Genomic DNA, 23588 nt, shown 5'->3' with positions numbered 1-23588 from the left:
GTGAATCAAATGGAACACGGAGAAAAGCAAATTACAATCGTTGATGATAATGGAAATGAGCAGCTTTGCGAAGTACTATTTACTTTTGAAAGCGACCATTTTAACAAATCATATGTTCTTTACTACCCAATTTCTGAACAAGATAACGAAGAAATTGAAATTCATGCATCAAGCTTCACACCAAACGAAGACGGTGAAGATGGCGAATTAGAGCCAATTGAAACGGATGAAGAGTGGGACATGATTGAAGAAACGTTAAATACGTTCTTAGATCAAGAAGACGAAGAAGAATAGAACGAATAAAAGGCCTGTGAACATGATCTCTGTGATCTTTCTTCACAGGTCTTTTTTTACATTCTATATGTAAACTATTATTTAAATTTAGTTGACATATATCACTCGACCTTTTACGCTATTTTTATCAAAAACATCGAGTGAGGGGTATGAAAATTGAAAATTCACGATATGATGCAAATGGCATTAATGACAGCAGTTATTGGGATGTTAGGATTGATTCCGCCTATTTTTCTTGCGTTTACACCTGTACCAATCACCTTACAAACCGCAGGTCTTTTGCTTGCTGGAGGGCTGTTAAAACCAAAGCAAGCGCTGATTAGTTTACTTCTGTTTCTTCTAATAGTGGCAGCAGGCGCACCTCTTTTATCTGGAGGGAGAGGCGGAATAGGGGTCTTTTTTGGGCCAAGCGGTGGTTTTTTACTTGCTTATCCAGTGGCTGCCTTTATGATCAGCCTGTGGCTGAACCGGCTGAAGAAAGTGACGGCCTTACGACTATTTTTGATCTATGCGGTATGCAGTATCGGGATATTATATATAGGCGGAATTCCCTTTCAAGCCATGATGATGCATATAAAGATCACGCAAGCAGCTCTGTTCAGCGTCATTTATTTACCGGGTGATCTGATCAAAGCAGGGATATGTGCTGTCTTCACGGTGAAAATCATTCAAGCGATGTCTTATCGAAAAAGGGACTTACATAGAGGGAGGCGAGCAGTTTGATGAGAATAACGGAAAGCTATGCGGCTCATGCAAAAGTGAAGCCAGATCAGATGGCGATTATAGATGAAAAAGAGAAGATCACTTATGAAGAATGGCATGAGCGTGTGCAGTCATCTGCACAATGGTTAAAAGAAACGCCTCATCAGCAAAAAAGAGTCGCTTTTTTATTATCAAATGGTGTTCCGTTTCTCCAACTGTTTGCTGGCGCAGCTTCTGCAGGGTGGACAGCGGTGCCTCTTGATCCACGGTGGAGTGACAAGGAATACGCGGAAAGGCTCTTATTAAGCGACGCGGACTTTGTCATTGTGGAAGATCGATTTATCAAAAGGATTGAAAAGTACAAGCTGGACATGCCAGTGTTCTCTTTATCTGAATGGAAAGAAAGAATCAGTCTCAGCATAAACGTTCAATCAAACAAAAGTAATACGGAGGAAGATCCTGCTTTTTATATGGGATTTACTTCAGGATCAACGGGATCGCCCAAAGCCTTTATAAGACGCCAGCAGTCATGGATTGAGAGCTTTCGCATGACAGCTTCCATCTTTGGGATCACACATAAAGATCATGTACTGATTTTGGGCACACTTTTATCTTCTCATTTTTTATACGGTGCGATCAGCACACTTTATTTCGGGGGCACCGTGACATTGTTAGAAAAATTTGTGCCAGATAAAGCAAAGAACATCTTAGAAGGAGGAGACATCACGGCTATTTATACGGTTCCGACCATGACAGAAGCGTTACTGCAAATGGATGCTTTCGGAAAAAATTCGCTTCTTGTCCTGTCTTCTGGTGCAGATTGGGGAAACTCTTCAAAAAAACAGCTCGTCAACCGCTATCCTCACATCACATTTTTTGATTTTTATGGAACATCAGAATTGAGTTTTGTCTCCTATTTATCTTCAGATGATTTTTTGCAAAAGCCTACTTCTGTCGGAAAGCCTTTTCCTTCTATTCAGGTTGAAGTCAGGAGGGCAGATCAAACCGTTTGCAAGCCAAATGAAATAGGGAGAATTTATGTGAAAAGCCCAATGTCTTTTTCAGGCTATTTACAAGATAAAAAGCCGCCCGCAGAGTGGTTGACCGTTTATGATATGGGGTGGCTTGACGAAGATGGTTACTTGTATATGAGCGGCCGCGAGAATGGCATGATTGTCTATGGGGGACTGAATATTTTTCCAGAGGAAATTGAGCGTGTGCTGAATGAACAGCCAGAGGTGAATCGGTCAATCGTGATTGGACTTCCTGATCCATATTGGGGCGAAATCCCTGTTGCCATTATTGAGAATGTACAGCAAACAAAAACCATTCGGCAAGCTGTAAAAGAAACATTAGCGGCATACAAAGTACCAAAAAAATGGCTCGTCACGGACAAAATGATCGAAACATCAGGAGGGAAAATCGCTCGTGCCAGTATGAAAAAGTGGGCGGAGGAACAATGATCATGCAAGCCGTGATCGTACAAGCGAAGCGGACGCCCTTCGGTGAGAAAAATGGAATGTTGAAGGATTACCGGCCAGAGCATCTAGCTGCGCCCTTGATCCAGCATTTTTCAAAAGTGACCAAGCCAGATGACATCATTTTAGGCAATGTCGTCGGGGGTGGTGGCAACATTGCCCGTCTGTCTTCGTTAGAAGCAGGGCTTTCATTACATATTCCGGGTATGACCATTGATAGGCAGTGTGCTTCCGGTCTTGAAGCCATTAGAACGGCGTGCATCATGATTCAGTCGGGGGAGGGATCAATGTATATCGCTGGTGGAACGGAAAGCATTTCTCGGTCACCAATGAAAGAAAGGGCCCGCTTTTCTCCAGAGTGGATAGGGGACCCTCATATGGGGGAAGCGGCAGAGCTGACGGCGTCGAGATTTTCAGTTGCGAGACAAGAGCAAGATGACTATGCACTTTTAAGCTGGGAACGAAGTATAACCGCATTCAAGCAAGGAACGTATTCAGAAGAAATTGTTCCGATTAGCGGGATGAGCACAGATGAAGCGGCAGCTAAAATAAGACCGATTGCAAGCTTGATAAAGCGGGCAAAACCTGTCTTTTTACCAGGCAAAGGTACTGTGACTGTGACCAATAGCTGTAAAGAAGCAGATGGTGCAGCTGCCGTCGTTGTGATGGAAAGAGCGGAAGCGGAGGCAAAAGGCTTCAGCCCTATGTTGCGGTATATCGGGAGTGCCGTGACCGCTATGGACCCGCATTATCCTGCTGCTTCACCCATTGATGCAATCAAGAAACTTTTACATAAAGAACAAGTGAAGATAGAAGATGTTGCACTTTTTGAAATCAATGAAGCGTTTGCGCTCAAAGTAGTGCTCATTGCCCGGACACTAGGTATTCCTTATGACCGTATCAATAAAAGAGGCGGTGCGCTTTGTCTTGGGCATCCATATAGCGCCTCGGGAGCTGCTATGATGGTGAGACTGTTTTACGAAGCCCGCGCCTTACCGAATGGAAGCTATGTCATGGCTGCAATTGGCAGTGGAGGCGGTGTCGGTTTAGCCACACTATGGCAAGTTCTGTCATGACATGCATGAGCAAGTAATTGCCGAACTCCGTCGAATCATGTACTATAAAAGCTAGATGTGAGGAGGGCCATGCATGTTTTCAGAACAAAAGAAACGACCATTTTTTAAACGAAAAATGGGGATCGTCCTGTTATCTGTACTTGCTGTGATCATCATTGCAGCATTATCAGGTTTTTTATATGTAAAATCAGCACTCGGGCCGGTCGATCAAAAAAGCAAACAAACCATTAATATTCATATTCCAAATGGGACATCTGTCAGTGGAATTGCGAGCATTTTAAAAGAAAATGAACTGATTTCAAATGACACGATTTTCACTTACTATGCAAAGTACAAAAAAGCGTCAGGCTTTAAAGCGGGCTATTTTCATCTCAAACAAACAATGGATGCGGATCAGCTGATTCAAAAGCTGACATCTGGCGGGACAGACTACGCATTTCAGCTTGTGATACCTGAAGGGAAACAGTTGTCTGATATTGCAGCCATTATTGCAAACCAGACGAATTTTTCAGCGAAAGAAGTTGAAGCGAAGCTGGATGATCCAGCCTTTATTAAAAAATTGATGAAAAAATACCCGAAAACGGTGACATCACAAGTGAACGGGAAACAAGTCAAGCATCCGTTAGAGGGATATTTATTCCCGGCGACGTATCCGTTTTATCGTGAGGATGAATCACTTGAAACCATCATTGACACGATGATTAAACAAACAGATCAATATGTGAAAACGTATGAAAAGGACATGAAAAAGAGAAAGATGTCCATCCATGATGTCCTAACGATGGCATCCCTAATAGAAATGGAAGCAACCGAAAAAACAGACCGGGCAAAAATCTCAAGTGTGTTTTATAACCGGTTGAAAAAGGACATGCCGCTTCAAACAGATCCAACCGTTCTTTATGCGCTTGGCGAGCATAAGTCCCGTGTTTATTACAAAGATTTAAAAGTGAAATCACCATATAATACGTATACAAACAAAGGGCTGCCGCCTGGACCTATTGCCAATGCTGGAGAATCTTCTTGGAAAGCAGCACTCCATCCAGAGAAAACAGATTTTGTTTACTTCCTAGCAAAGAAAAATGGCGAAGTCGTCTTTACGAAAACGTTAAATGAGCACAACAAAGCGAAAGCGAAATACATCACAGGCAGCAACTAGCGCTCATGTGAAAGGAAAAAGACTGTAGACAATGGTGAAATTGCCTGCAGTTTTTTTCGTTGTTATATCCATTTTATAGGTTCGCAATTACCACATCTTTGTGGTAAAATATATCGGGTTGTTTTTACTTAGATGAACGAAAGATTGACGAGAAAGAGAGCTGCAATAGGCAGGACTCTTCTTTTTCAGGTCATGAAGGAGCTAGACATATAATGACAATCGAAGATGATCAAATAAATGATTATATTGAAGATTTAATTGAGCCGAGTCCTGATGCCATCGCTCAATTAGAGGAGTATGCGAAAGAGCATCATGTGCCAATCATGGAAAAGGTGAGCATTGAACTGTTATTGCAGCTGCTTTCTTTGAAAAAACCGAAGAAGATTCTTGAGGTTGGGACAGCGATTGGCTATTCAGCGATTCGAATGGCAGAAGCTCTGCCAGATGCTGAAATCTATACGATTGAGCGAAATGCAAAACGTTATGAGGAAGCGACACGGAATATTGAAGAATTACATTTCAAAGATAGAATTCACGTGTTTTTTGGCGATGCGATCGAATCAGCTAAAACGGTTCAGACGATGGCGCCCTATGATGTGATCTTCATTGATGCGGCAAAAGGTCAGTATCAACGCTTTTTTGAGCTGTTTGAACCGATGCTGTCCGATGACGGAATGATTATTACAGACAACGTATTATTTAAAGGCTTAGTTGCGACAAATTATGAAGAAGAAATTGAAGATAAACGAAAAAAACAATTAATAGGCAAAATTGATCGATACAATCAATGGCTGATGTCAAATCCTGACTACCAAACGTGTATCATTCCAGTTGGAGATGGGATCGCCATTAGTACAAAAAGAGGTGACCAATCATGAAAAAACCAGAATTGCTTGTGACGCCAAGCAAGGTGTCGGATGTACTGCCGCTCATTGAAGCGGGTGCTGACGCATTTTTAATAGGTGAACAAACATATGGAATCCGTCTTGCAGGTGAGTTTTCAAGAGAAGATGTGAAACAAACGGTTCAACTCGCACATGCACATCACAAAAAAGTATATGTCGCCATGAATGCGATTTTTCATAATGACCGTGTGGCACTGCTTGGAGATTATTTAACCTTTCTCGATGGGTTAAACGTGGATGGTGTCGTTTTTGGAGATCCGGCAGTGATCATGGCCGCAAAAGAAACAGGTGTCAACTTGAATCTGCACTGGAGTACAGAAACAACTGGGACAAACTATTACACTTGTAACTACTGGGGCAGAAAAGGCGCAACACGTGCTGTTCTTGCCAAAGAACTCAATATGGATAGCGTGATTGATATCAAAGAAAACGCTGAAGTGGAGATTGAAATTCAAGTCCACGGCATGACCTGTATGTTTCAATCGAAACGGACACTTGTTGGCAACTATTTTGAATATCAAGGCAAACAAATGGACGTGGAAGGAAGAAATATGGAAGAAGGTCTATTCCTTCACGACCAGGAACGTCAAAACAAATATCCTATTTTTGAGGATGAAAATGGCACACACATTATGAGTCCAAATGATGTATGTATGATTGATGAATTAGAAGAATTTGTCGACGCAGGCATTGACTCATTTAAAATTGACGGAATTTTAAAGTCACTTTCTTATATGACAGAGGTGACATCCCTCTATCGAAAAGCCATTGATTTACTAGTGACTGATAAGGAAGCCTATGAAGATCAGAAAGATGAATGGGTGGAGCGTATTGAAGAGATCCAGCCTGTCAACCGCTCAATCGATACAGGATTTTTCTTTAAAGAAACGGTTTATTAAGATAAAAGGAGGCAGAGGAAATGGCACTTTTAAAAGATGGAATTTCTGAAGTGATCGATGGAAAACGTGTCATTACAAAAAAACCAGAACTGCTTGCGCCAGCAGGAAACTTAGAAAAACTAAAAATTGCTGTGCATTATGGAGCAGACGCTGTTTTTATTGGTGGGAAAGAATTTGGACTTCGTTCAAATGCAGATAACTTTTCAATTGAAGAAATGGCAGAAGGTGTCGCATTTGCGAACAAATACGGTGCTCGCATTTATGTGACAACGAATATTTTCGCCCACAACGAAAACATGGACGGGCTGGAAGAATATCTTCAAGGGATTGAAGGAGCGGGTGTAGCGGGAATTATTGTCGCTGATCCACTCATCATCGAAACATGCAAACGAGTAGCTCCAAAGCTTGAAGTTCACTTAAGCACACAGCAGTCTCTTTCAAATTGGAAAGCGGTGCAGTTTTGGAAGGAAGAGGGGCTTGAGCGTGTGGTCCTTGCACGTGAAACAAGCGCTCTAGAGATTAAAGAAATGAAAGAAAAAGTGGATATTGAAATCGAAACGTTCATTCACGGGGCGATGTGTATTGCTTATTCTGGCCGCTGCGTGCTCAGTAACCATATGACAGCGAGAGATTCAAACCGCGGAGGCTGCTGCCAATCTTGCCGCTGGGATTATGACCTTTATAAACTAGAAGGCTCTGAGGAAGCGCCTTTATTCGGTGAAGAAGATGCACCATTTGCGATGAGTCCAAAAGATTTAAAACTCATCGAATCCATACCGCAAATGATCGAAATGGGAATTGACAGCTTAAAGATTGAAGGACGAATGAAGTCCATTCATTATGTAGCAACAGTTGTCAGTGTCTATCGTAAAGTCATTGATGCTTACTGTGCGGATCCAGACAATTTCGTCATTCAACAAGAATGGCTCGATGAATTAGACAAATGTGCCAACCGTGACACGGCTCCTGCCTTTTTTGAAGGTGTACCAGGAACGGATGAACAAATGTTTGGCATTCACGGAAAGAAAACGACCTTTGATTTCGTCGGACTTGTGCTTCATTATGATGAACAAGAACAAATTGTCACATTACAGCAGCGTAATTTCTTTAAAGCTGGCGACGAAGTTGAATTTTTCGGTCCAGAAATCGAAAATTTCACATGCAAGATTGAGACGATTTGGGACGAAAAAGGGAACGAACTCGATGCCGCTCGTCATCCACTGCAAATTGTGAAATTTAAGCTTGATCAAAAAGTATACCCTAGCAACATGATGAGAAAGGGGAAATAACCGGCACATGGGGAAAAAACCAGTGGTGATTGGAATCGCTGGCGGCTCGGGTTCAGGTAAAACGAGCGTCACCAATTCCATTTACGAAAAATTTAAAGGACATTCAATCCTCATGCTTCAGCAAGATTTATATTATAAAAATCAAAGTCATATGCCATTTGAAGAGCGCCTGCTGACCAATTATGATCATCCGCTTGCATTTGACAATGACCTGATGATTGAGCATGTAGAAGCGCTGCTAAAGTACGAGTCCATTGAAAAACCAATTTATGATTTTAAACTAAACACACGTTCAGAAGAGACGGTACATGTTGAACCAAAGGATGTCATCATCGTTGAAGGAATCTTTGCCCTTGAAAATGAACGTCTAAGAAACTTAATGGATATTAAACTGTATGTGGATACAGATGCAGATCTTCGGATCATTCGCCGTATTTTACGTGATACGAAAGAAAGAGGCAGATCGATTGATTCCGTGATTGAACAATATGTATCTGTCGTCAGACCGATGCACAATCAATTCATCGAACCGTCAAAACGATACGCCGATATCATCATCCCAGAAGGCGGTCAAAATCATGTGGCCATTGACCTCATGGTGACAAAAATTCAAACGATTCTTCAAAATCGCGGAGAGTAAATGGTGGAGAAGAAAAAGACCTTTACGTTGTAAAGGTCTTTTCAACATCATGCTCTTGTAGTCAATACTTTAGTAATGGCTAGTCTGAAATCATCGATGAGCATTGTAAGAAGCAGCCCCCTGAATAAAAGATTTGATATGATAGGAAAACAATGCTGCGAAATGGAGACAGGAAAATCACGATGGGATGCTGAAAGTTTCAGTTATTCCTGCTTTGTAAAAGTATATTAAAAAAATGACAAACAAATCATCACAAATTTTCAAACAATTCTTGATCAAAATGCAATTTTGTAATAATATAGCATAGACATATCGTACACTGACCATATTATGTATTGGAAGATGGAGAATGGATAAGCTATTCTTCTACATATGATCGAAATGGCCGAACGAGGTACAGGAGATTCCTGTGCCTTTCCACAGTTTGTGCGATGAAGATAATACATCATCATGAGACCGCTGCTGTTCCTGCCTAATAAAAAGGCATAATAGTTGCATCTAAAAGGGACGCCATGTAAGATGGACTTTTACGAATATGGGACAGAAGGAATGAGGGCCGGAATATGTCCTCATTCTTGTATATTTCAGTCGTCACTCACATGCAGAAAGCTTGTATGATGAGGATTAATAGAAGGAGTGAATGATTCATGGCACAAGAGAAAGTATTTCCAATGACAGAAGAAGGAAAGCGCAAATTAGAAGAAGAGCTTGAATATTTGAAAACGGTTAAACGTAAAGAGGTTGTAGAGCGTATTAAAATCGCTAGAAGTTTTGGAGACCTCTCTGAAAACTCGGAATATGATTCTGCTAAAGAAGAGCAAGCGTTTGTAGAAGGTCGTATTACAACGCTTGATAATATGATTCGTAATGCCAAAATTATTGAAGATGAAGGTAACTCAAATATTGTTTCACTCGGTAAAACGGTGACATTCGTTGAATTACCAGACGGTGAAGAAGAGTCTTATACGATTGTAGGAAGTGCAGAAGCTGATCCGTTTGAAGGCAAAATTTCAAACGATTCACCAATTGCAAAAAGCCTTTTAGGCAAACAAGTAGACGACAAAGTCACGGTTCAAACACCTGGCGGAGAAATGTTCGTCCAAATTGTAAAAATTTCATAATTACGTTTATACGATAAACACCTCGTCCACAATAGGGACGAGGTGTTTTTATGCTGAAAACAAGCAGAATCCAATGGACAGGTGTCATTATTTTTATCTTATTGCTCGGTCTCCTATTTAGACTAGCGGAAATTCAGTTGTTTTTCACAGAATCTTTTTCAAAGCTTGATATTAATTTGATCCAAGAAAGTGTCAGGCAGCGGACAGAAGAAGTAGTCATTTCAGACGGACGCGGCGAATTTTTAGATCGAAACGGCGAGGCACTTCTCACAAAAGAAGAGCCTGCGGTCATCATATTTCCTTTCCTGCAATATGACCTCCCTCACTTAAAACAAACCGCTTCTATACTTGAGATGGAAGAAGATGAATTGAAGAGCCAGCTGACAGAAACGAAGAAACCACTCATTTTAAAAGATGATATCACGAAAAAAAAGCTGAAAGACATCAATGATATGAAATATTCAGGTGTTTACGGCGTATATATGAAAGAGAAGGACAAAAAAAGACTTGCCCTCCACACATTAGGTTTCACAAGCGAGAATCCAGAACTCTTGAGAAAACGTTATCCGGACAAAAAAGAGCTTTCGATTCGCACTGAGATCGGTACATTCGGTTTGGAAAGTACATTTGACGAATTTCTATTACCAGAGCAAGACACAAAATTGTTATATCATGTGGACGGAAGGGGAAACCCTTTGTTTGGGATGGACGTCAAATATACAGCAGAAGCTCATTCGTTTTATCCGCTGCAAGTGCAGACAACTATGGACGAAGACATGCAGAGGAAAATGGAGAATGTTCTCAAAGCGCAAGGTGTTGAAAAAGGCGGAGCGGTTCTGCTCGACATTCAAAATAGCAGTGTGCTGGCGATGGCGAGTGTTCCAAATGTGACCAGCAAAAACCGGCATGAGGCAAGAAATTACATGCTGACTGCAATGGCTCCCGGTTCTGTATTTAAAACGGTCGTACTTGCCGCAGCGATTGAAAAAAACTTGAACCAGCCACAAACGATGTATGATTGTCGAAAGAATTTATATGGAGAGCCAGAAGGAAAGCAGGAAGTACTGAATCTGTCTGAAAGCTTTTCGCAAAGCTGTAATTATACATTTGCGACACTCGCTGAGCAGCTCATCCAAACAGATGATCAAATCATTGAAAAGACAGCTTCAAAGCTTGGGCTTGTGGATCGAGCAGGCTGGGAAGGGGATGTATACCATAAGCAACAATTCAAACAGTTTGATCGTGAAGAAACAGGCAGTGTGTGGGGAGATAAAAGAGACAAGCATGTCAAAAAAGCCATTGCGCAAACGGCGATTGGTCAAAAAAATGTCAAAACAACCCCCTTACAAATTGCCAATATGATGGCAACGATTGCAAGGGGCGGAGAACGAAAAGAAGTGAGGATTGCAGATAAAGTGATGTATCAAAACGGAACAACGATGCTATCCTTTCAAAACAAACGACCTGATGGTGACAGTATTGACCGCTATACAGCTCAAACCTTGCAAAAGTACTTAAGGCAGGTGGTGACCTCTGACAAAGGAACAGGAAGAAGATTTCAAGACCTGCCGTTCCATATAGCAGGGAAATCAGGCACTGCCCAAACCGGCAGCAAAGATAAACAGGGGAATCCACTTTATCACAAGTGGTTTGCCGGATACTTTCCGGCAGAAAAACCAAAATACGCTCTCGTCGTTGTTCACCTTGATGAGGCAAGTGGCCGGGCTAAGACAAATGAAGCGTTTTATGATATTGTAAAAAAGGTCAATGAAATTGAAAAGAAACAGACATAGAACATCCCTTCATGTCATGTTAGAATAGTAACGACTTAGGGAACAGAGGCAAAGGAGTGCAGAGATTTTGAGTAGAAATTCTCGATTTGAACATCGTGATAAGCGCAGAAAGGCGAATATGGTGCTTAACATATTAATTGGTATCGTTGTGGTGCTTATTTTGGTTGTCGCATCGAGTTTGTTAATTTTTAATAAACCGAAAGATACAAATGTAGCAGACGAACCATCCAAAACAGCACCTGCATCGAGTGAAAATAAACAAAACTCAGAAGAAGATGTGAAAGATCAAAAGAAAGATACATCCGATGATGCGGATGCGAAAAAAGACGATTCATCTGACAAAAAAGACGATACAAAGAAAACAGATGATGAAGAAAAGCCAAACAAAGATGCGTTAAAAGACGCCACAGAAACAGATGGCGGTAAAACAAGTGACGTAGACAAAACATATGAAAACGATAACTGGGAGCCTGTAGGAACAGAGCAATCGGGATCACATACAGCAACCTATGATGCTAACTCAAAAGACTGGAAAGAAATGATCAAAGCCATGTCCTATGCGACAGGAATCTCAGAAGACCAAATGACTGTTATTTGGTTAGGAAATAACGGAGGACCTCAAGATGCAAAAGGAACCATCCGTGATAAATCAACAGGTGAACGCTACCGTGTAGAAATTACGTGGGTGGATGAAAAAGGCTGGAAACCTGTGAAGGTTGAAAAATTAAAATAAAATAAAAAAGATGTATGCAAAAAGGCTAAAATGAATCTCATTTTAGCCTTTTTCTTCTTTTCAGCGTGATAGAAAACCTTTGCAGTCTAGGAAGGACTAGCACCGGCGCACAGACCTGACTTCCTACACGCTGATCTTTTTTATGAGACATTCGCTTTAAAATGAACAACTGCTGTATACAAAATCTTATCATCAATGACAGTTGTTTGATGACTTACAGAATGAACAGTCAGCAAGATCGCCTGATTATGTTCAATTTGTTTTTGGATCTTTTGTTCAAGTTCTTTTAAAGACGTTGCTTCAAAAAATTCAATTTTGTCCTTTAAAAAATCCAGTTGAAAATCCATTTCATTCATCCCTCCATGCTCTAGATTCATCATAATCTCTCCCATTCAAAAGGGCAAATATTTTTCTACCCCGCCCAGTATTTTTTAGTAGGAAAGAATCAGAAGATGTGGTAGGATAGGAACTGTTCGACGGAATAAAACATACTATACGGATAGGAATAAATAGATAAAGTGGAGGGGAAGAAAAATGGGACGTGAGTTTCTTTCTTTATTTGATCATTGGGCTGAATCTTATGATGACACTGTAAGTGGTCATGACGAGCAGTATAAAGAAGTGTTTCGCCGGTATCCGGCCATTCTAAAAGAGATTACTCGCCGTGCAGGTCAACATGTCATTGAGTTTGGAAGCGGCACAGGAAACCTAACGGCGGCACTGCTTCAAGCAGATAAGAAAGTGTTTGGCGTTGAACCTTCAGAGGCCATGAAGAAAGCGGCTCTTCAAAAAGGAATACCAGATGTATTTCATGACGGGGATTTTTTATCGTTTCCAGCTCCACCTTTTGAGCCAGATACGATCGTCAGTTCATATGCTTTCCATCATTTAACCGACGAAGAAAAAAAACAAGCCATTCACACCTATGGCAACATCCTTCCCTCAGGTGGTAAAATAGTCTTTGCTGATACAATGTTCCAAAATCAAGCAGCACATCAAGCTGCAACGAACAAAGCGAAAGCCGCTGGATTCGATCAGCTTGCAGAGGATTTAGAAACGGAATACTATCCATCCATAGGTGTGTTAAAGCAAATCTTTGAAGAAGAAGGTTTTAGCACATCTTTTCATCAAATGAATGATTTTGTGTGGATCGTAGAAGCGAAGAAAAGGGAATGAAAGGATGTTTTTGATTTGAAAATCGCAGTGATAGGTGCAATGGAAGAAGAAGTGACGATTTTAAGAGACCAACTAAAGAATGCCACACAAGAAAACATCGCTGGGTGTGAATTTACAACAGGTGTTTATGAAGATAAAGAAGTGATTTTATTAAAATCAGGGATTGGAAAAGTGAATGCAGCGGTCAGCACAACACTTCTGCTTGACCGCTTTCAGCCAGATTATGTGATCAATACAGGATCAGCTGGCGGTTTCCATCACTCATTAAATGTAGGTGATATTGTCATCTCTACTGATGTTAGACATCATGATGTGGACGTGACGATCTTTAATTACGAATATGGACAAGTGCCAGGTTTACCAGCTGCTTTCATCGCAGATGATCAGCTTGTGAAGCTGGCAGAGGAATCTGCTTCAGAAATCGATCATATTCAAGTGGCAAAAGGAACGATTGCAACAGGAGATTCATTTATGGATGATCCTGGTCGTGTCGCGTTTGTGAGAGAGAAATTCCCAGAGCTGTATGCAGTGGAAATGGAGGCAGCAGCAGTTGCGCAAGTTTGCCATCTATTTGAAACGCCATTTGTGGTCGTTCGAGCGTTGTCAGATATTGCTGGGAAAGAATCCAATATCTCTTTTGATCAATTTCTAGAGCAAGCAGCGATTCACTCAACAGACCTTGTCCTGCGTATGATAAAGCAAACACAATAAAAGAAGGGGTTTCCCCCTTCTTTTCCATACAAAGGAAGGGATTTATATGGCTGTCATACATGATATTACGGAATTAATTGGCCACACACCGCTTTTAAAACTGTCAGGGATGGGTGTGCCGGCAGGTGTTGATGTTTATGCAAAACTTGAAATGATGAACCCAGGCGGAAGTATTAAGGATCGCTTAGGTGATATGCTGATTAAAGAAGCGCTAGCATCGGGCAAACTGCGCCCAGGCGGAACCATTATTGAAGCAACTGCAGGAAACACAGGTATCGGGCTTGCGCTAAGTGCAAGAAAACATCAATTGCATCCGATCTTCTGTGTACCAGAACATTTTAGTCAAGAGAAACAACAGCTCATGAAGGCGCTTGGTGCAGAAATTATTCATACACCAAGAAAAGATGGGATGAAGGGTGCGATTGATCGAGCCCTTGAACTAGAGGCAAGCCTTGACAATGCTTATTGTGTCTTACAATTTAAAAACCAAGTAAATCCATTGACTTACTATAAAACGCTCGGGCCAGAAATATGGTCTGACCTCCAGGGGAACATAGACGTGTTTGTAGCAGGAGCGGGTTCTGGCGGAACATTTCAAGGATGTGCTGCCTATTTAAAAGAGCAAAAAGAAGCGCTAAAAACAGTGATCGTGGAACCAGAAGGATCTATTTTAAATGGCGGAAAGCCGGGGCCGCATAGAACGGAAGGAATTGGCCTTGAATTTATTCCAGATTATATGGAATCGACTTTATTTGACGAGATTTATACCGTCAGTGACGATGATGCTTTCCGAATGGTGAAAGAAGCAGCTGAAAAGGAAGGTGTTCTGATCGGAAGCTCGTCTGGTGCCGCTCTATTTGCCGCTTTAGAGGAAGCGAAAAAGGCATCACCTGGGACAGTGATCGTCACCATTTTTCCTGATAGCAGTGAGCGTTATCTAAGTAAAGGTATTTATGAGGGAGGAAAATAAAATGAAGCCAAAAACAATGATGATTCATAGTGGAATCACTGGTGATGAAAAAACAGGAGCCGTGTCTGTTCCTATTTATCAAGTCAGCACCTATAAGCAGCCTAAAGCAGGCGAGCACACTGGATATGAATATTCCAGAACTGCGAATCCAACAAGAACAGCACTGGAAACAGTCATTCGTGATCTTGAAGGCGGGGCAAACAGCTATGCATTCGGTTCAGGGATGGCTGCAATTACAGCTGTGATGATGCTGTTTAACAGCGGAGATCATATCGTACTGACTGACGACGTGTACGGCGGAACCTATCGTGTGATGACAAAGGTGCTCAACCGGATTGGCATTAAAGCCACATTTGTAGACACAAGTGATCCTGAAGCGGTGAAAAAAGCAATTTTACCAGAAACAAAAGCCGTCTATATTGAATCACCAACCAATCCATTGCTGAAAATGACCGATCTACAAGCCATAAGTCGGATCACAAAAGAAGTTGGCATCTTGATGATTGTCGATAATACGTTTTTTACCCCATATTTTCAAAAGCCGATTTCATATGGGGCTGACATTGTCTTGCACAGTGCCACAAAATATTTAGGCGGCCATAGTGATGTGGTGGGCGGACTTGTCGTGACAGCTACTGAAGAGCTTGGTGAAGAACTGCACTTTGTTCAAAACTCTACAGGCGGTATTCTTGGACCGCAAGATGCGTGGCTTCTAATGCGAGGGATGAAAACGCTCGGACTAAGAATGGAAGCACATCAACAAAACGCGCAGAAAATCGCTGAGTTTTTAGAACAGCATCCTGCGATTACACGTGTCTATTACCCAGGTTTAAGCGCTCACCCAGGTCATGAGCTTGCAAAAACTCAAGCAACAGGCTTTGGCGGTATGATTTCTTTTGATATTGGAAAAGAAGAAAATGTCGACGTGTTTTTAAGCCAATTGAAATTGTTTACAATCGCAGAAAGCCTAGGGGCGGTTGAAAGTTTAATCTCTGTTCCTGCTCGCATGACCCATGCATCCATTCCAAAAGAGCGCAGAGAAGAGCTTGGCATCACAGATGGTTTAATCCGTATTTCTGTCGGTATTGAAGATATTGATGACTTATTACATGATATTGAACAAGGGCTCGACGCAGTAACGAATGGATAGATTTACATGCCCCTCGTTTTCTCTCACTATGGTAAGCTATCAATAGACATTGATAACGGGAAGGTGAAACAAGTGAAGAAAAAGTGGGATGGTTTAGTGACAGATTACAAGCAATACGCTTTTATTTTGCTTGCTGTTAGCACCTTTTTATATATTGGTACGATTTTACCAAATCAGCACATAGAAGCATCACCAAAAATGCTGATGATGGCAGTTGATTGTGTTTTCCTATTAGCCGCTTTTCTTTGCGTGAAACGTGCGATCTTTTTTCAAAAGAAATTGCAAGAACTAGATGAAGATTAAGTCGAAAAGTCTCCTCATGTGATGAGGAGACTTTTTTAAATTGCACTGGATAATCGGACAAGAATCACTGTGGAAATTTAGTCAAACACACAAAAATCATCTAATTTACTAAAAACAGGTTTACAAAATGGTGCTTGCTGGATATACTTACAAAGTAATTAAAAACGTAAAGGAGGCTGAAGAATATGTTATTCGTATCTACTTGTGATCAATTCAACAACCAATTTCATCATGTCATCAGCCTGTGGAAGAGCTCGTGTCCTTCCTTTACCTTTTACGGTTCACGCTACAAAACTGTTTAAGTAAACGAGGATTTCACGTATCATCCATCGCAGGTTAGAAGACACTGTCTTTTGATCTGCATTTTTGTGTGCCCGCAGGTCAACTGATAAAGAAGATCTGCGGGCTATTTCGCGTGCTGCGAACTGAAGGGAGGTGAGCGTATATGACAATCCATTTATTTTTTATTACTTTGACGATCCAACGTAAATACAAAGACATTGAAACGGTTCTTTATGAACAACAAGTCGAAACATTTTATGAAGAAATGAAGCAGAAACAACTAAAGTATATGAACTAAAAAGGACAATAAAAAGATGAAAAGGAGGAGATTGACATGTTTATGATGCTTGCAATGCTTGATTGTTATACAAGGGAGAAGGACCAGGTTTAGACACGCTCCACATTGATCACCTGCACATATGATAACCGTAAAAGGAGATTGTGAGGTGATCAATGAATGTCGATGTCACCATATATGAGGTTTCCGTCAGTGGGGCATGGGTATGCGTCTATTCCGCATTCTTTAAAGCACGGGTACGGCAATCCATACAGAATGCAAAGAGAGCAAGAAGAAATGCTCAGACGCTATATGTACAATTATCCAACCTATTGGTATTAAAGAAAAGGAGCAGGAAACGTCATCGTTTCCTGCTCCTTTTACATTAGCAAATCCAGCTTGCACCGATGATGATTAACAAAATGAACAGTACAACAAGCAATGCGAATCCGCCTGCAAAACCGCCACCGTAGCCACCGCAGTAGCCTCCAGAATAACCGCCAAAGCCCATAATCTAGCACCACCTTTATCTAATCAAGATACATTCATAAAATATGCAGCTCATGCGGAAAACGAAATCAATCTGAGCACAATTAATGAAAATGCCTATTTGTTTAAATATTTTTCATGACGTGCGAAACATTTTCAGAAAAGTTGCCGTCTAATAAAAGACAAAGAAATTAGGACTAGGTCTTAACTTTTGTTAGGCGAGAGCCGATATGAAAAGTAAGAAAATTCGTAAATAGTTTTATTTACTGGTGTAAAGCAGGTGTTGACATTGATTCAAAGCTGGATTGGAAAACAAATGAGGGAACCAAAGGGCTTGTTCTCAAAATGGGTTGCCCGCTATATGGAAAAAAATCATCATAATATCAATCAATGGACGATTCAACTCTTAAATATACAAGAAAACGACCGGATTTTAGAAATTGGTACTGGAAGAGGTATGACATTATCTAAAGTAGCGGAAAAACTTGATCGAGGAAAAGTATATGGAATCGATGCTTCGCGTCATATGGTAAAATACGCGAAAAGAAAACATAAGAGGCTTGTCGAGCAGGAAAAAGCCGTTATCACACTTGGAAGAGCTGAGCAATTACCTTTTGAAGACAGATCATTCAATAAATTGTTCACAGTGCAGACCATCTATTACTTGCCAGATATCGAACAAGTTATGAAAGAGGTATATCGTGTTCTTCAAGTGGATGGAGAAGTATTCTTATCTTTTCAAAAGCAGGAACTAATGAAGGAACAAAAACGCTCACAGTCTCTTTCAACGTACAGTGAAGAAGACATCAGCTGTCTTTTTTCAGCGTATCACTTTAGAGACGTCTCTGTTTACCATTATGATACATACATCTGTATCAAAGCCTTAAAATGATGATGAAAATATTTCCCAGGTAATGAACAAGCAATTAAAAAAGGCTCTTCGTCAGAGGAGCCTTTTTGCATGCGATGAAATGGACCATTCGTCAATAAAAAAGACTCTTCACAAGAAGAGTCTTTTGCATTCATTTCATATGTAGGGGCCAGCCAGGTGTGTAAGGAATGATAGTATATATAAGGAATTTGTTTGTCGATTAAGGATACCTGTCTGGCTTATTCCTTATATCGACAATGTTCTGCAAATGTTTAGCTTTTTTTTCAATATTTTCTTTTTTATTTGACTGGAAAGTACATTTTTCTCTCCTAGATAGACATTTGTCACTTACTTTTTGAGTCAATGTGCGGTTAAAAGAAGGAAAAAGCCCGAGAAAGAGAGAATTTTGGAGAGACTTCATTTTTAAACAAAAAGGGAGGAATGAAAACATGTCGGGAAACAAAGGTGTCGTTTACAAAGGAGCAGGAAATGTAGCAGTTGAGGATATTGGATACCCTGATTTGGTTTTAAGAGATGGCCCTGGTGTACCTAAAGCCAATGTTGGACGTAAGTGTGAGCATGGCGTCATTTTAAAAGTGGTGACAACAAACATTTGCGGGAGCGACCAGCACATGGTAAGAGGGCGTACAACTGCGCCTGAAGGACTTGTCCTTGGTCATGAAATTACTGGTGAAGTCGTTGAAGTTGGACGAGATGTAGAGTTTATCCAAAAGGGTGATCTCGTATCAGTTCCATTTAATATTGCCTGTGGTCGCTGCGTCATGTGTAAAGAACAAAAAACCCATGTGTGTTTAAATGTGAACCCCGATCGACCTGGCTCAGCTTATGGATATGTAGATATGGGCGGATGGGTTGGCGGCCAATCGGAGTACGTCATGGTGCCATATGCTGATTTCCAGCTACTCAAATTTCCGGACAAAGATCAGGCGATGGAAAAAATACTTGATTTGACGATGCTTTCTGATATATTCCCGACAGGTTTTCATGGTGCTTATACGGCTGGCGTAAAGCCGGGCTCTACCGTCTATATTGCTGGTGCAGGGCCAGTAGGTCTAGCAGCAGCGCATTCCGCTCAGCTCCTTGGCGCTTCTGCTGTCATCGTCGGCGATCTCAATGAACAAAGGCTCGAGCAGGCGAGAAGCTTTGGCTGCGAAACGATTAACTTACGAAAACATGATCGAATCGGTGAACAAATGACAAATATCCTTGGAGAGCCAGAAGTCGACTGTGCGGTCGATTGTGTCGGCTTTGAAGCTTCAGGTCATGGAGATCAAGGAGAAGCACCAGCCACCGTTTTAAATACAATTATGGATATTACCAAAGTTGGCGGTAAACTTGGAATTCCAGGACTTTACGTCACAGAAGATCCAGGTGCTGTGGATGAAGATGCAAAAGTTGGATCTCTGAAAGTGCGAATTGGACTTGGCTGGGCCAAAGCCCATACCTTTGTGACAGGCCAAACCCCTGTCATGCAATATCATCGCAGCTTGATGAAATCTATTTTAAGCGGAAGAGCACAAATCGCCAAAGCCGTTAATGCCACCGTGATTTCCCTTGATCAAGCCCCTAAAGGATATAGCGATTTTGATTCGGGTGTGGCGAAGAAATTTGTGATTGACCCGCATGGCATGATTTCTAAATAATGATCCATCGAAAAAACTTACAGGATTTTTCCTGTAAGTTTTTTTGTTTATAAATATAAAAAGACCTATACTGTTCTTCTACATTTCATAACGTGGTAAAATGAGTAAATTGGAAAAAATAATCTTTAGTTGAAAGACATACCATAAAACAGTTGGAAATGATTGGATAGGATTATGATAGATAGGAAGAATATAGGAGAGATTACAATTGCTAAAAGTACAGAACATCATCAAAAATTATGAGGGTAAACAAGTATTAAAAGGGGTTAGCTTCCACTTGAAACCTGGTGAATCATTTGGGCTTTTGGGTCCTAATGGTGCAGGGAAATCAACCTTAATCGGCATCATGACAGGACTTCTACCTGCAACGAGCGGGACTGTTACGATTGGAGGCATTGATCTACATAAAGAAACAAAGCATGCACAGCAATTGATTGGCATTGTTCCGCAAGAGATCGCTTTATATTTAGATTTGTCAGCAAAAGAAAATTTAACGTTTTGGGGGAAAATGTACGGACTTAAAGGAGAAGAATTAAAAAGCAGAGTACAAGAAATCCTTGAATTAATTGGTCTGGACAATAGAGCGAATGATAAAGTGAAAGTATTCTCAGGAGGGATGAAAAGAAGAGTGAATATCGGATGTGCGATTTTGCATCGGCCAAAACTATTAATAATGGATGAGCCTACAGTGGGTATAGACCCGCAATCCAGAAATCATATATTAGAAACAGTTAAAACGTTAAATAGTGAAGGAATGACGATTATTTATACGAGTCATTACATGGAGGAAGTCGAATATCTATGTGAAAAAATAGCTATTATGGATCAAGGTTCTTTCATTAAGGTAGGTGATTTAAGTGAATTGGCTGAGCTTGTTGGAGAAAAAAGAGAAATCATTTTTACGATTAAATGTGAACAAGGACAAAAGGATATGGAGCGAGTGTGCCAATACATAAATGAATACCACCCACTGAATGACTTTGTGGTACAGGAAAATCAAATCACATTATTTGATGACGACCCTCAGCATTTACTAAGTCAACTTATTCAAGGTGTAACCACATTAAATGTTCAATTAATTTCAGCAGAAGTGGTAGAACCAAATTTAGAAAATGTATTCTTGTATTTAACAGGTAAGAAATTACGAGATTAGACCGAATAGAGGTGAGCATATGAGCATTTGGGTTGTACTGAAAGATCTATTATTGTTTTTTAGGGATAAGAAAAGCTTTTTTACACTTTTTTTTATGCCTATCATATTAATTGCTATATTAGGTGCAGCATTTGGAGATAACATGAAGAAAGATAGCGAAATTAGGATCAATTCATTTCGAGTAGGAATAACAGATCAGGATAAGTCCGCTACAAGTAAAATGTTTCTTTCAACTTTGTCTAAGAGTGAACTCAGTGACATATTTGAGGTGAAGGTCACCTCGAAAAATCAATTAGAGAAAGATTTAAATAGTAGAGACATTACAATGGGTATAATCATCAAGCCGAATTTTGAAAAAAGCCTATTAAATCACGATCATGTGCAATTGAATATTTTGAAAGGACCTAATTCAAACTTACAGGAAATGGTTCTAGAGAATGTGGTTGTGCAATTCTTTCAAAATTATCATATGAATCGTATTCTGGTGCCGTTGAATCAAGGTAAAGAAGTGGAGATCGTGTCTGATCAACTGAAAAAAGAACTAGTGAACGAAAGGAATATTCATATCAACAGCCAGCCGATTACATCCTTCCAATACTACGCAGGCGGGATGGGTGTGCTTTTTTTATTAATGACTGTTGTTTTCTTGGTTGGCAGTATGATAGAGGAAAAAGAAGAAGAAGTTTATAAAAGACTACTAGTATCAAAATTAAGCAATACTAGTTATATCATTGGAAAGTTATTGGGCATTATTTTAATGAGTATGATTCAACTTGCGGTCATTATTTTATTTACTAGCTTTGTCTTTAAGGTGAACTGGGGAGAGCCTTTTACTGTTGTTATGATCGGATGTAGTTTTATATTAAATGCTGCGGGTTTTGGGGTGCTGATTGGTTCTTTTATCAATAGAGAAAAAACGTTTAACAGTGTGGGGATTTTAGGAACTCAAGTGTTAGCTGCTTTAGGTGGGAGTATGGTGCCCTTATACTTATTCCCACAATGGGTGATTGATACCAGCTATTTTTTACCTAATTCTCTTGCACTTCAAATGTTTTTGAAAAGTATGGCAGGTGCTGATTTTAGTGAAATTCAAAGCGGATTATTACTTAGCTGTGGGATGGGAATGGCTTTCTTCATCATTGCTTTATTAAGAATGTCTTTTGAAAGGAAGCATCGTTATGCATAAAATATTAGCCATTATCACGTTAAAGTTAAAAGAAACATTAAAGTCCCCATTGACCCTCATTTTTTTATTTGTGATGCCAATTGTATTTAGTTTTATCTTTGGTAGTACCGCATCTGATACAAAGAAACCGACAGTTGCTTTTATTCTAGAGCCCAGTCAAGGTAAACTAGATCAAGAAATTTTTCAAATTCTCGAAAAAAACACCAAATTTCTCTGGGTAAAGGCAACTGAAAGCGACGCAAAAGATTTAGTATCTGAAGAAAAGGTAGTTGCGTCTGTGAAAGTCGTAAACCAATTAAAGTCCCATCTAAAAGAAAATAAAGAGATTTTTGATGTGACAGTTTATAAAAAAACTGAAGAATATGCAGTCTTATCTCCCTATTTAAAAGAGACAGCTGCCATCATTTATCAAATCAATCAGGGTGTGAAAGAGCAGAAAAGTGTTTCTCTCACCAATGCATTGAACAAGTTAAATGAATCTGGCACGATTTCATTGGCCGAAAAAAATCAAAATGGTCAAGCAAGCCAACAACCCAATTTGATACCGCTTGGCTTTACCATTATGTTTATGATGTTTGCGATTTCAAGCTCTTTGTCATCTATACATTTGGAGTATAAAAATTATACATGGCAAAGATTGCTTTCGAGTCCAATCCATAAAATATATGTACTTCTAGGCTATTTAATGGCATATTTCCTTCTTGGATGGATACAATTGGGTGTTCTTTTGACCATCTTATCTATTTTCTTTAATGTCTACTTAGGCAACCTGTTTCTTATTTTATTGTTCGGATCGTTTGTTATAGGCCTTGTCGTAAGTTTAGGATTTATGATAGCTACTTTATCTCAAACAAAAAAACAAGCTGAAGTATTTAGTGCAATTGTCATTGTAGGATCATGCATGCTAGGTGGTATTTATTGGCCTTTAGATATCGTTCCAGACATTATGAAGAAGATCTCTTTGGCTATACCGCAAACGTGGATGATGTCTGGTTTTGGTGAGATCATGAGCGGCAATGTTAATCTTTCTATCTTATTATTAGATGCGACGGTTTTAATTGCTTTTACGGTGGTCTTTATGATCATTGGTTTGAAGAGTATCAGATCCTATTAATCCTTTGTATTTACATTGTATCTTCTAAAAAGCCCTCTATAGCTATGTAGAGGGCTTTTTGTATACATGTGATTTACTTAAAATGATTGGATAACTCGTTAATATTTTCTGAGGTACAATGGTGAAAGAAATTGAAGGCTGCCCAAGTAAATATTT

Annotated in this window: 26 protein-coding genes; 24 read left to right on the top strand and 2 right to left on the bottom strand. The window is 40.2% G+C overall.

Annotation, left to right across the window (positions count from 1 at the left end):
* Positions 1 to 9 precede the first annotated feature (9 nt).
* From LCD32_RS11805 to LCD32_RS11750, 12 genes are all read left to right on the top strand, one after another.
* Complete coding sequence (locus LCD32_RS11805) at positions 10 to 294, top strand: DUF1292 domain-containing protein (RefSeq protein ID WP_017358102.1); 285 nt, start codon at positions 10 to 12, stop codon at positions 292 to 294.
* Between the two features lie 156 nt (positions 295 to 450).
* Positions 451 to 1017, top strand: coding sequence for a biotin transporter BioY (locus tag LCD32_RS11800; RefSeq protein WP_007501449.1), 567 nt, complete (start codon positions 451 to 453; stop codon positions 1015 to 1017).
* Positions 1017 to 2459, top strand: coding sequence for an acyl-CoA synthetase (locus tag LCD32_RS11795; protein ID WP_060781644.1), 1443 nt, complete (start codon positions 1017 to 1019; stop codon positions 2457 to 2459). Before LCD32_RS11800 ends, LCD32_RS11795 begins: the two co-directional genes overlap by 1 nt.
* 2 nt (positions 2460 to 2461) lie before the next feature.
* On the top strand, positions 2462 to 3550 hold the full coding sequence (locus tag LCD32_RS11790; protein WP_060781643.1) for an acetyl-CoA C-acyltransferase: 1089 nt from the start codon (positions 2462 to 2464) through the stop codon (positions 3548 to 3550).
* A gap of 73 nt (positions 3551 to 3623) precedes the next feature.
* The gene (gene mltG / locus LCD32_RS11785) at positions 3624 to 4706 is read left to right on the top strand and encodes an endolytic transglycosylase MltG (protein WP_035701691.1); all 1083 of its coding nucleotides are present in this window, start codon (positions 3624 to 3626) and stop codon (positions 4704 to 4706) included.
* Positions 4707 to 4918: 212 nt separating this feature from the next.
* Entirely contained in the window at positions 4919 to 5584 is a 666-nt protein-coding gene (locus LCD32_RS11780; RefSeq protein ID WP_008342672.1) for an O-methyltransferase, read from the top strand.
* Positions 5581 to 6510 carry a peptidase U32 family protein gene (locus LCD32_RS11775; RefSeq protein ID WP_008342670.1) on the top strand — a complete coding sequence of 310 codons (930 nt, stop codon included), beginning with the start codon at positions 5581 to 5583 and terminating at the stop codon, positions 6508 to 6510. Before LCD32_RS11780 ends, LCD32_RS11775 begins: the two co-directional genes overlap by 4 nt.
* A gap of 20 nt (positions 6511 to 6530) precedes the next feature.
* A complete protein-coding gene (locus LCD32_RS11770) occupies positions 6531 to 7799 on the top strand; it encodes a peptidase U32 family protein (protein WP_017358097.1) in 1269 nt (422 codons plus the stop codon).
* A gap of 7 nt (positions 7800 to 7806) precedes the next feature.
* A complete protein-coding gene (udk, locus tag LCD32_RS11765) occupies positions 7807 to 8439 on the top strand; it encodes a uridine kinase (protein ID WP_007501435.1) in 633 nt (210 codons plus the stop codon).
* A gap of 647 nt (positions 8440 to 9086) precedes the next feature.
* Positions 9087 to 9560, top strand: a complete 474-nt coding sequence (greA, locus tag LCD32_RS11760) for a transcription elongation factor GreA (protein WP_007501433.1) — start codon at positions 9087 to 9089, stop codon at positions 9558 to 9560.
* 50 nt (positions 9561 to 9610) lie between these two features.
* The gene (locus LCD32_RS11755) at positions 9611 to 11353 is read left to right on the top strand and encodes a peptidoglycan D,D-transpeptidase FtsI family protein (protein WP_224563833.1); all 1743 of its coding nucleotides are present in this window, start codon (positions 9611 to 9613) and stop codon (positions 11351 to 11353) included.
* A gap of 67 nt (positions 11354 to 11420) precedes the next feature.
* Positions 11421 to 12086, top strand: coding sequence for a YrrS family protein (locus LCD32_RS11750; protein ID WP_017358095.1), 666 nt, complete (start codon positions 11421 to 11423; stop codon positions 12084 to 12086).
* Positions 12087 to 12226: 140 nt separating this feature from the next.
* Here LCD32_RS11750 and LCD32_RS11745 read toward each other — a convergent pair whose 3' ends face one another.
* A complete protein-coding gene (locus LCD32_RS11745; RefSeq protein ID WP_024718362.1) occupies positions 12227 to 12433 on the bottom strand; it encodes a YrzA family protein in 207 nt (68 codons plus the stop codon).
* A 187-nt stretch (positions 12434 to 12620) separates the two neighbouring features.
* On the opposite strand from LCD32_RS11745, the gene LCD32_RS11740 reads away from it, so the two are divergent.
* The 7 genes from LCD32_RS11740 to LCD32_RS11710 all read left to right on the top strand — a co-directional run bounded on the left by LCD32_RS11740 (position 12621) and on the right by LCD32_RS11710 (position 17297).
* Complete coding sequence (locus LCD32_RS11740; RefSeq protein WP_017367686.1) at positions 12621 to 13262, top strand: class I SAM-dependent DNA methyltransferase; 642 nt, start codon at positions 12621 to 12623, stop codon at positions 13260 to 13262.
* 15 nt (positions 13263 to 13277) lie between these two features.
* The gene (gene mtnN, locus LCD32_RS11735) at positions 13278 to 13973 is read left to right on the top strand and encodes a 5'-methylthioadenosine/S-adenosylhomocysteine nucleosidase (RefSeq protein WP_019743016.1); all 696 of its coding nucleotides are present in this window, start codon (positions 13278 to 13280) and stop codon (positions 13971 to 13973) included.
* A gap of 46 nt (positions 13974 to 14019) precedes the next feature.
* Positions 14020 to 14943: a PLP-dependent cysteine synthase family protein gene (locus tag LCD32_RS11730; protein ID WP_007501427.1), complete on the top strand. Its 924-nt coding sequence runs from the start codon at positions 14020 to 14022 to the stop codon at positions 14941 to 14943.
* 1 nt (position 14944) lies between these two features.
* Entirely contained in the window at positions 14945 to 16093 is a 1149-nt protein-coding gene (locus LCD32_RS11725) for a bifunctional cystathionine gamma-lyase/homocysteine desulfhydrase (RefSeq protein WP_224563830.1), read from the top strand.
* Positions 16094 to 16165: 72 nt separating this feature from the next.
* Entirely contained in the window at positions 16166 to 16396 is a 231-nt protein-coding gene (locus tag LCD32_RS11720) for a YrhC family protein (protein WP_061420905.1), read from the top strand.
* Positions 16397 to 16841: 445 nt separating this feature from the next.
* On the top strand, positions 16842 to 16976 hold the full coding sequence (locus LCD32_RS11715) for a YrzI family small protein (protein ID WP_008342648.1): 135 nt from the start codon (positions 16842 to 16844) through the stop codon (positions 16974 to 16976).
* A 159-nt stretch (positions 16977 to 17135) separates the two neighbouring features.
* On the top strand, positions 17136 to 17297 hold the full coding sequence (locus tag LCD32_RS11710; protein ID WP_154666048.1) for a hypothetical protein: 162 nt from the start codon (positions 17136 to 17138) through the stop codon (positions 17295 to 17297).
* A 43-nt stretch (positions 17298 to 17340) separates the two neighbouring features.
* Here the strand turns inward: LCD32_RS11710 and LCD32_RS19360 are convergent, their stop codons facing one another.
* Complete coding sequence (locus tag LCD32_RS19360) at positions 17341 to 17466, bottom strand: YjcZ family sporulation protein (protein WP_008342643.1); 126 nt, start codon at positions 17464 to 17466, stop codon at positions 17341 to 17343.
* Between the two features lie 267 nt (positions 17467 to 17733).
* On the opposite strand from LCD32_RS19360, the gene LCD32_RS11700 reads away from it, so the two are divergent.
* The 5 genes from LCD32_RS11700 to LCD32_RS11680 all read left to right on the top strand — a co-directional run bounded on the left by LCD32_RS11700 (position 17734) and on the right by LCD32_RS11680 (position 23432).
* Complete coding sequence (locus tag LCD32_RS11700; protein WP_017358090.1) at positions 17734 to 18336, top strand: class I SAM-dependent methyltransferase; 603 nt, start codon at positions 17734 to 17736, stop codon at positions 18334 to 18336.
* Positions 18337 to 18764: 428 nt separating this feature from the next.
* Positions 18765 to 19979, top strand: a complete 1215-nt coding sequence (gene fdhA / locus LCD32_RS11695; protein WP_017358089.1) for a formaldehyde dehydrogenase, glutathione-independent — start codon at positions 18765 to 18767, stop codon at positions 19977 to 19979.
* Positions 19980 to 20187: 208 nt separating this feature from the next.
* Positions 20188 to 21132: an ABC transporter ATP-binding protein gene (locus LCD32_RS11690; protein WP_148780080.1), complete on the top strand. Its 945-nt coding sequence runs from the start codon at positions 20188 to 20190 to the stop codon at positions 21130 to 21132.
* Between the two features lie 19 nt (positions 21133 to 21151).
* Positions 21152 to 22318: an ABC transporter permease gene (locus LCD32_RS11685; RefSeq protein ID WP_224563825.1), complete on the top strand. Its 1167-nt coding sequence runs from the start codon at positions 21152 to 21154 to the stop codon at positions 22316 to 22318.
* On the top strand, positions 22311 to 23432 hold the full coding sequence (locus tag LCD32_RS11680; protein WP_148780078.1) for an ABC transporter permease: 1122 nt from the start codon (positions 22311 to 22313) through the stop codon (positions 23430 to 23432). Before LCD32_RS11685 ends, LCD32_RS11680 begins: the two co-directional genes overlap by 8 nt.
* Positions 23433 to 23588: the final 156 nt, after the last annotated feature.

Origin of the sequence: Bacillus sp. RSS_NA_20, from assembly GCF_020165915.1 — a bacterium.
In the GTDB taxonomy this organism is placed as follows: domain Bacteria; phylum Bacillota; class Bacilli; order Bacillales; family Bacillaceae; genus Bacillus; species Bacillus altitudinis.
Note: the sequence above shows the minus strand (reverse complement) of the source record. Positions and strands in the feature narration are given on the sequence as shown.

Coding starts and splice junctions, on each gene's coding strand:
- LCD32_RS11805 (WP_017358102.1), top strand. CDS start 10: ATGGAACACGGAGAAAAGCAAATTACAATCGTTGATGATAATGGAAAT.
- LCD32_RS11795 (WP_060781644.1), top strand. CDS start 1,017: ATGAGAATAACGGAAAGCTATGCGGCTCATGCAAAAGTGAAGCCAGAT.
- LCD32_RS11790 (WP_060781643.1), top strand. CDS start 2,462: ATGCAAGCCGTGATCGTACAAGCGAAGCGGACGCCCTTCGGTGAGAAA.
- mltG (WP_035701691.1), top strand. CDS start 3,624: ATGTTTTCAGAACAAAAGAAACGACCATTTTTTAAACGAAAAATGGGG.
- LCD32_RS11780 (WP_008342672.1), top strand. CDS start 4,919: ATGACAATCGAAGATGATCAAATAAATGATTATATTGAAGATTTAATT.
- LCD32_RS11775 (WP_008342670.1), top strand. CDS start 5,581: ATGAAAAAACCAGAATTGCTTGTGACGCCAAGCAAGGTGTCGGATGTA.
- LCD32_RS11770 (WP_017358097.1), top strand. CDS start 6,531: ATGGCACTTTTAAAAGATGGAATTTCTGAAGTGATCGATGGAAAACGT.
- udk (WP_007501435.1), top strand. CDS start 7,807: ATGGGGAAAAAACCAGTGGTGATTGGAATCGCTGGCGGCTCGGGTTCA.
- greA (WP_007501433.1), top strand. CDS start 9,087: ATGGCACAAGAGAAAGTATTTCCAATGACAGAAGAAGGAAAGCGCAAA.
- LCD32_RS11755 (WP_224563833.1), top strand. CDS start 9,611: ATGCTGAAAACAAGCAGAATCCAATGGACAGGTGTCATTATTTTTATC.
- LCD32_RS11745 (WP_024718362.1), bottom strand. CDS start 12,433: ATGGATTTTCAACTGGATTTTTTAAAGGACAAAATTGAATTTTTTGAA.
- LCD32_RS11740 (WP_017367686.1), top strand. CDS start 12,621: ATGGGACGTGAGTTTCTTTCTTTATTTGATCATTGGGCTGAATCTTAT.
- LCD32_RS11730 (WP_007501427.1), top strand. CDS start 14,020: ATGGCTGTCATACATGATATTACGGAATTAATTGGCCACACACCGCTT.
- LCD32_RS11725 (WP_224563830.1), top strand. CDS start 14,945: ATGAAGCCAAAAACAATGATGATTCATAGTGGAATCACTGGTGATGAA.
- LCD32_RS11715 (WP_008342648.1), top strand. CDS start 16,842: ATGACAATCCATTTATTTTTTATTACTTTGACGATCCAACGTAAATAC.
- LCD32_RS11710 (WP_154666048.1), top strand. CDS start 17,136: ATGTCGATGTCACCATATATGAGGTTTCCGTCAGTGGGGCATGGGTAT.
- LCD32_RS19360 (WP_008342643.1), bottom strand. CDS start 17,466: ATGGGCTTTGGCGGTTATTCTGGAGGCTACTGCGGTGGCTACGGTGGC.
- fdhA (WP_017358089.1), top strand. CDS start 18,765: ATGTCGGGAAACAAAGGTGTCGTTTACAAAGGAGCAGGAAATGTAGCA.
- LCD32_RS11685 (WP_224563825.1), top strand. CDS start 21,152: ATGAGCATTTGGGTTGTACTGAAAGATCTATTATTGTTTTTTAGGGAT.
- LCD32_RS11680 (WP_148780078.1), top strand. CDS start 22,311: ATGCATAAAATATTAGCCATTATCACGTTAAAGTTAAAAGAAACATTA.